This is a genomic window from Macrococcus hajekii, assembly GCF_004359505.1.
GTDB classification, from domain to species: domain Bacteria; phylum Bacillota; class Bacilli; order Staphylococcales; family Staphylococcaceae; genus Macrococcus; species Macrococcus hajekii.
Map to the genome: position 1 here is coordinate 210,691 of NZ_SCWE01000003.1, position 6,836 is coordinate 217,526.

Consider the following 6,836-nt stretch of genomic DNA (forward strand, 5'->3'; position numbering starts at 1 on the left):
CACGATCTCACTGCTTTTTGTATTCATTATAATCCCATTTTCTCCTGCACAACATCCGCAATGCTATGAACGAAGCGTTCTGCATCCTCTTCTGTTTTCGCTTCAACCATAACACGTACGAGTGGCTCTGTACCTGATGGACGAACAAGTACACGGCCTTCACCGTTCATCTCTTCCTCCACTGCTTTAATAGCCTGTGCCACATCTGTATTTTCTTCTACTGCATGTTTATCAGTTACACGAATATTGACTAATCGCTGTGGATATTTCGTCATCTGTCCAGCGAGTTCGCTTAATGTCTGACCTGATTCTTTAATAATAGAAGCTAACTGAACACCTGTCAGCAGTCCATCACCTGTCGTATTATGATCCATCATAACGATATGACCTGATTGTTCACCGCCAAGGTTATAGCTCCCACGTCGCATTTCTTCAACTACGTAGCGGTCACCGACTTTAGTTTTATTACTGTCAATATCGAATGTTTCTAATGCTTTGTAGAAACCAAGGTTACTCATAACGGTAGATACAACCATATTGTCTTTCAGTTCACCACGTTTACTCATCGCTTGAGCGAGGATGAACATAATCTGGTCGCCGTCCACAATCTGACCTTTCTCGTCTACCGCAATGATACGGTCGCCATCACCATCGAATGCGAGACCGAAGTCACTACCGCTTTCAACGACCAATTCTGCCAATGCTTCTGGATGAGTAGAACCTACTCCGTCATTAATATTATTACCGTCCGGGCTACATCCCATGGTCACTGTATCTGCTTCTAAATCACCGAAAAGATAAGGTGCGAGTGAATGCGTAGAGCCATGAGCGCCGTCCAGTGCTATCTTCAGTCCTTCTAAGTCCCCGTCAATCGTTGACTTCAGGAAGCTTAAATAACGCTGACCACCTTCAAAGTAATCTGAAGTGTGTCCTAAATCTACACCTGTCGGACGAGGTACTGTATCTTCTTCCGCGTCGATAAGCGCTTCAATCTCCGCTTCCTGATCATCTGTCAATTTGAAACCATCTGCACCGAAGAACTTAATACCATTATCCTGAACTGGGTTATGACTGGCAGAGATCATTACACCTGCCTGCGCTTCCAGTTCCCGTGTTAAATATGAAACACCCGGTGTTGAGATCACACCGAGACGCATTACTTCTGCACCTGTTGATAGCAGACCTGCTACAAGCGCTGATTCAAGCATCTCTCCAGAGACACGTGTATCGCGTCCAACAAGTACAGTCGGTTTACCATGTTCTCCGTGTGCGAGTACGTAACCGCCGAAACGTCCTAATTTAAATGCAAATTCCGGCGTCAGTTCACTGTTCGCGACACCTCGTACACCATCAGTTCCAAAATATTTACCCATAATATAATAACTCCTCTATTTCTTATTTTTTAGATACATCAACTTTAACGGTCACTTTATCTGGATCTACTTTAGAGACATCACCGGGTAGCGGAATCTGCTTATCAAGTGTAGTATCTGTAGTGATTGTATCCAGATTAATCGCAATTTCAATATCACCAATGCCATCCAGTACAGATCGTTTGCCTTGTAGTTTAGCTTCTTCAACTGATAATGTAATACCCTCGAGCTTAAGATCTGCCGGCAATGTACCTGTCGTTACTGGCACAAGCTTAACAAACTTAAAGGACGGCTGTACTTCCATCATCACTTTTACTTTAGCCGGTTTAACAGTCACATCCAGCTTATTAAGATTGTTATCAAAAACTCCAACTTCTGCTTCTTCAGTCGTTGATTCGGATAGCTTCGTGTTGTCATTCAATGTTGCTTTCACATAGGCTACTTTCGCAATTTCATCGCTACTACCTGTGATAGTGACCTGCGTCGGATCAACTTTTTTCTCTATCAGTTCATACCCTGTAGCCAGTCTACCTGGATTCACTTCCGCTTCAACAGTATTAGTGACGCTCACCTTCTCAGCCAGCGTGATGTTCGCAGTCTCGGGTATCACTTCATAGTCAAGCTTATCAGAAAGACCTTCCACTTTGAATTTCTTCTTATGGTCACCTACTAAGTCACGCGACAGATCCAGCTTAACATTGAAATCCTGCATGCTCTCAGCTGTCTTCACTATCGCTTGAGGCCCTGCAATCTTCACGTCAACCGTTTGCGGTGCTCCTGACAAATAAAGATTAGTCTTATCGTAAACTGTTTCAACTGGTACATCACGAATGATGACTGAATCCTCTTGACTCAGTTGTTCCTGTGACACTACATTAAAGATATCATTGACTGATAGAAAAAGGACAAGTGCCAGGACAAATGAGATGATTCTCAGTCCCCATTTAGACTCCAACATTGTCATCTCCACCTTTCTTATCCAGGTGTGAACTGAACCAGTGCTCCGTCAGAAGTGCTTCAAATACTTCGAGCGAGACTTCTTTACGCAGTCTGCCGTTATAAGTGACGGAAATCGCACCTGTTTCTTCTGACACTACAATTGTGAAGGCATCAGAGACTTCCGATATACCGACAGCAGCACGGTGTCTTGTTCCAAGACTCTTCTGTATTTTAGCAGAGTCTGATAAGGGTAGATAACTCGCTGCAGTGGCTATTTTATCACCCTGTATAATCATCGCTCCGTCATGCAGAGGTGTGTTCGGAATAAAAATATTAATCAGCAGTTCTGATGAAATATTTGCATAAATAGGAATACCTGTTTCAATATAATCCTGTAATCCTGTTGATTTCTCAATGACAATTAATGCACCAATTCTTCGTTTTGCCATATACTGTACAGATTTAACCATATCTTCTGTCAGTTTTTTCTGATTGATGTTATGTGTTGAACTTCGTTTGAATAGACTACCTCGCCCTAACTGCTCCAGTGCTCTTCTAAGCTCCGGCTGGAATATGACAATAACAGCAAGAAAACCCCATTCAAGAACGAAATCAAATAATCGCGTTGTCGTCGTCAATCCTAGCAACTGACTGACATACTTACCGATTAAAATGAACAGAACTCCTTTAAGTAACTGTATCGCTTTAGTGCCCTTAATCGCATTGATGATTAGATATAGGACATACCAGACAATTAACAGGTCGAGGATGCCAATGATGACTTTAAGGCCATTCAAATTGCCTAATGAATCAAAAAACTGCATTGCATCTCCTCCATGCTCAAACTCTTCCCTATTATATCATGTCCGTTACAAGTTCATCATAGAACTGCACACTTTTTTCATAATATTCTAAGGATTTATCAATCTTACCGATTTTACGGAAAAGGTCAGCTATCTTCGGATAGAGTCTCGCCTTATATAACTGCTCATCCTTCGTCTCGATAGACTTCTTATAATAATCGACTGCCTTTTCCATATGACCTTCGAGCATCAAAATATCTCCCATCAACTCGTAGCCGAATCCCTGAATACCTTCATTCTCAATTTCCAGGTTCTTTTCAACAAGTTTTTTAGCTGCTTCAATATCACCTCGGATAGCGAGCACTTGACCGTATCGCAGTTCAACTGTTGATTTAAAAGGGACATTTAACTGATATTCATTTAATATGTCCATTGCCTCTTTCAGTATTTCATACGCTTCTTCATACTGCTTCGTCTTGATATGTAGAATACCTAAATTCGTCTTTAATCCTGTCCGGTCCATCGGGTCTTCATCAATCTCCGCATATTGAATCGCGCGTTTAATATGTTTCTCAGCTTCCGCGTAATTTCTGATGCCATAAAAGGCTTTAAAAAGTGAGTTTTCAATATCCATACCCCTATGATGTATATTGAGCTTCTTATTCAAGAGTAGTGCATCCCTGTTAAAGTTAATAGAGACATAGCTCTCACCCATCTGACGATAAAATTCACCTAAATAATAGAGAATCGAAACACGCAGTGTATTAGAAACATTCTCATAGATAGTCACATTGTTCGCTTTAGTCAGTTGCTGAATGGCTTCATTTGTATGATAGTTTTCATATTCGATACGTGATAATAGAATTAAGCAGCGCAAATAGAGATTAACTTCCTTTATGCCTTCAACAATTTCAATAGCCTTATCAATCTGCTGACGTGCTGAATTGAAATCTTCTTTATTGAAATAGTAACTGGCTCTGACCCAGTAAGTTGCTCCGCGTTCATATTCAGTGATGCTATCCAATGTCTGATAGTCTTTATTGATAAACTCATCTAACTTTGAAAAATCATTGGTTTTTACATTGTTTTCAGCCCATTTGATTTCTTTTTTTATATCCAGCAGACTCAAATTACGTCCAGATGCTGTCGTAGTGAAATCATCGAGCGTACAATTGAGTTTTTCACTTAATTTTTTCAGTACATTGGTTGAAGGATGAACGGTATTCTTTTCAATAAGACTCAAGTAAGTCCTTGAAATAATGCCATCTGCTAATTCTTGCTGTGTCATATTTGCTGCATTTCTTAATTCTTTTACACGTTGACCTACCATCATGGAACCTCCCTTTTTGTTTATTATATAATATTTAACATAAAAAGTTTATACCTCATTTTTTAATTTTTTGCTAAATTTTAGTTAACTATATATAGTGATAAATATATCAATTCGTGTATAAAGTTGACATCTATACTTAAGAGGATAATAATAAAGTAACTATGTATGTAAAAGGAGTCTCGTATGCAGGATACTATATTGATTGATAACCTTGCACAACTAAAATGTATCAGTGATCCTTTCCGTATTAAATTACTTGAATGTCTCTATGTGATGCCTAAAACAGGACAGCAGCTTGCTGATGAACTGGATATTCCTCGTGCTAAGATTCATTATCATCTGCGTGAAATGGAGAAGTATGGTTTTATTGAGATTGTTAAAACCGAACAAAAAATTAGTATTATACAGAAATTTTATGCACCGACTGCTTCTGAATTTATTCCTGCACCTTATCTGCTGCAGTTTCATGAAAAATCCTCTGAACATGTAGAATCTAAAGCTTTAAAGCCATTAAATATTCACATCAATGAGGAAGATTTCCCCCATTTTAAAAAGGAACTTAAAAAGTATTTAAAAAAGGCTTCAGTAAAATCTGCTGATAGCCAGTATGAAATCCATATTCAACCAGTATGAAATCCATATTCAACCGGTAAATAAATAAGAGCAGCCTGCAGGCTGCTCTTATTTGTTCAGAGAAGTTTATCACCGAAGAACGTAACGAGTAATCCAACCGCTTGATTCGCTGTTTTATTATGCAGATCAATCAAAGGATTAACTTCAACAATTTCCATTGATGTGATACGTTCTGAATCATGCAGCATTTCAAGCGCAAGATGACTTTCACGATATGAGATACCACCAGGCACTGTTGTTCCTGTTCCGGGTGTTTCGAGAGGATCTAGAGCATCAACATCCAGCGACAGGTGAATGCCGTCAGTATTCTTTAAATGAGCAAGGGTTTCCTCAATCACTCGTGCCATGCCTAAACGGTCGATATCTGACATAGTGTATGTTTTAATGCCTACTTCTTTAATATAGGCTTTTTCGCCTTCGTCAAGATCGCGCATACCAATGAGGACAATGTTTTCTACTTTTACTTTTTCCTTATAGCCACCGATATTTACTAAATCCGGATGACCATCCCCAATTAATGCACGCAGAGGCATACCATGAATATTGCCTGATGGAGAAGAGTCCGCTATATTTAAATCACCATGCGCATCATACCAGATGACACCTAGATTATCATAATGTTTTTTAACTCCTGAAATCGTGCCCATTGCAATAGAATGATCACCACCGATAACAAGTGGATATTTACCTGCTGCAATAGTGGCATCTACTTCTGAACAAAGTGTCTCACAAAATTCAACGACCTCGGGTAAATTACGTAGTCCACCTTCTTGTTCACTTCTATACTTTTTCATATCGATGGCCGGACTTTCGATATTGCCTTTATCTTCAACTACACGTCCTATTGCTTCAAGTCTTTCGATTAAATCTGCATACCGCATTGCATCAGGCCCCATGTTAACCCCTAATTTACGCTGACCAAATGCACTAGGTGCACCAATGATTTCAATCGTTTTATTCACTTTACTATCCCCTTTAGTTAAAATAATGAAAACGCTATCAGTATTATTTTAAACGAGTTATTCAATGAATACAATTAAATTATGCAGTCATGTATAAAATACTATAATTTTCCATAATAGGATACAAAAAAACCATATCCAATTAGATATGGTTTTAGATGAGCCATAGAGGATTCGAACCTCTGACCCTTTGATTAAAAGTCAAATGCTCTACCAACTGAGCTAATGGCTCTAATGGCTGGGGTAGCTGGATTCGAACCAACGAGTGACGGAGTCAAAGTCCGTTGCCTTACCGCTTGGCTATACCCCAAGAATGGTGGAGGGGGGCAGATTCGAACTGCCGAACCCGAAGGAGCGGATTTACAGTCCGCCGCGTTTAGCCACTTCGCTACCCCTCCAGTTTATATGTATTAACTTAACTTTAAAATGGTGGAGGATGACGGGATCGAACCGCCGACCCTCTGCTTGTAAGGCAGATGCTCTCCCAGCTGAGCTAATCCTCCAATATGACCCCTACGGGATTCGAACCCGTGTTACCGCCGTGAAAGGGCGGTGTCTTAACCGCTTGACCAAGGGGCCTTGGCTCCACAGGTAGGACTCGAACCTACGACCGATCGGTTAACAGCCGATAGCTCTACCACTGAGCTACTGTGGATAAATAAAAATATTGCCCGGCAACGTCCTACTCTCGCGGAACGTAAGTCCAACTACCATCGGCGCTAGAGAGCTTAACTTCTGTGTTCGGTATGGGAACAGGTGTGACCTCTCTGCCATCGTCACCAGACAAATTGAG

The 6,836-nt window shown here is 40.4% G+C and carries 6 protein-coding genes, 6 tRNA genes and 1 rRNA gene; 1 reads left to right on the plus strand and 12 read right to left on the minus strand.

What is annotated here, in order from left to right:
- Window positions 1-26 precede the first annotated feature (26 nt).
- Genes glmM through ERX37_RS09075 form a run of 4 tightly spaced genes read right to left on the minus strand, consistent with a single transcriptional unit; the run spans window position 27 to window position 4,448 of the window.
- Window positions 27-1,373 carry a phosphoglucosamine mutase gene (gene glmM, locus ERX37_RS09060; protein WP_133430352.1) on the minus strand — a complete coding sequence of 449 codons (1,347 nt, stop codon included), beginning with the start codon at window positions 1,371-1,373 and terminating at the stop codon, window positions 27-29.
- Window positions 1,374-1,395: 22 nt separating this feature from the next.
- Window positions 1,396-2,331: a CdaR family protein gene (locus ERX37_RS09065; protein ID WP_133430353.1), complete on the minus strand. Its 936-nt coding sequence runs from the start codon at window positions 2,329-2,331 to the stop codon at window positions 1,396-1,398.
- A complete protein-coding gene (gene cdaA / locus ERX37_RS09070) occupies window positions 2,318-3,136 on the minus strand; it encodes a diadenylate cyclase CdaA (RefSeq protein ID WP_133430354.1) in 819 nt (272 codons plus the stop codon). The genes ERX37_RS09065 and cdaA overlap by 14 nt, the downstream gene beginning before the upstream one ends.
- Before the next feature lie 31 nt (window positions 3,137-3,167).
- Entirely contained in the window at window positions 3,168-4,448 is a 1,281-nt protein-coding gene (locus ERX37_RS09075) for a helix-turn-helix domain-containing protein (RefSeq protein ID WP_133430355.1), read from the minus strand.
- A 183-nt stretch (window positions 4,449-4,631) separates the two neighbouring features.
- Here ERX37_RS09075 and ERX37_RS09080 point away from each other — a divergent pair, with 183 nt between their 5' ends.
- Window positions 4,632-5,081, plus strand: a complete 450-nt coding sequence (locus ERX37_RS09080; RefSeq protein ID WP_133430356.1) for an ArsR/SmtB family transcription factor — start codon at window positions 4,632-4,634, stop codon at window positions 5,079-5,081.
- Between the two features lie 56 nt (window positions 5,082-5,137).
- Here the strand turns inward: ERX37_RS09080 and rocF are convergent, their stop codons facing one another.
- The 8 genes from rocF to rrf form a co-directional block, all read right to left on the minus strand.
- A complete protein-coding gene (gene rocF / locus ERX37_RS09085; RefSeq protein WP_133430357.1) occupies window positions 5,138-6,043 on the minus strand; it encodes an arginase in 906 nt (301 codons plus the stop codon).
- 159 nt (window positions 6,044-6,202) lie between these two features.
- Window positions 6,203-6,275 (minus strand) — tRNA-Lys (locus ERX37_RS09090).
- Between the two features lie 3 nt (window positions 6,276-6,278).
- A tRNA-Gln gene (locus ERX37_RS09095) sits at window positions 6,279-6,353 on the minus strand.
- A gap of 4 nt (window positions 6,354-6,357) precedes the next feature.
- Window positions 6,358-6,441: transfer RNA gene (locus tag ERX37_RS09100), tRNA-Tyr, on the minus strand.
- A 29-nt stretch (window positions 6,442-6,470) separates the two neighbouring features.
- Window positions 6,471-6,546, minus strand: a tRNA-Val gene (locus tag ERX37_RS09105).
- 4 nt (window positions 6,547-6,550) lie between these two features.
- Window positions 6,551-6,622 (minus strand) — tRNA-Glu (locus ERX37_RS09110).
- 1 nt (window position 6,623) lies between these two features.
- Window positions 6,624-6,698 (minus strand) — tRNA-Asn (locus tag ERX37_RS09115).
- A gap of 14 nt (window positions 6,699-6,712) precedes the next feature.
- A 5S ribosomal RNA gene (gene rrf / locus ERX37_RS09120) occupies window positions 6,713-6,827 on the minus strand.
- Window positions 6,828-6,836 lie beyond the last annotated feature (9 nt).

Bases quoted from the DNA above. Each gene is read 5' to 3' on its own strand.
- glmM (WP_133430352.1), bottom strand. From the start codon at position 1,373: ATGGGTAAATATTTTGGAACTGATGGTGTACGAGGTGTCGCGAACAGT.
- ERX37_RS09065 (WP_133430353.1), bottom strand. From the start codon at position 2,331: ATGTTGGAGTCTAAATGGGGACTGAGAATCATCTCATTTGTCCTGGCA.
- cdaA (WP_133430354.1), bottom strand. From the start codon at position 3,136: ATGCAGTTTTTTGATTCATTAGGCAATTTGAATGGCCTTAAAGTCATC.
- ERX37_RS09075 (WP_133430355.1), bottom strand. From the start codon at position 4,448: ATGATGGTAGGTCAACGTGTAAAAGAATTAAGAAATGCAGCAAATATG.
- ERX37_RS09080 (WP_133430356.1), top strand. From the start codon at position 4,632: ATGCAGGATACTATATTGATTGATAACCTTGCACAACTAAAATGTATC.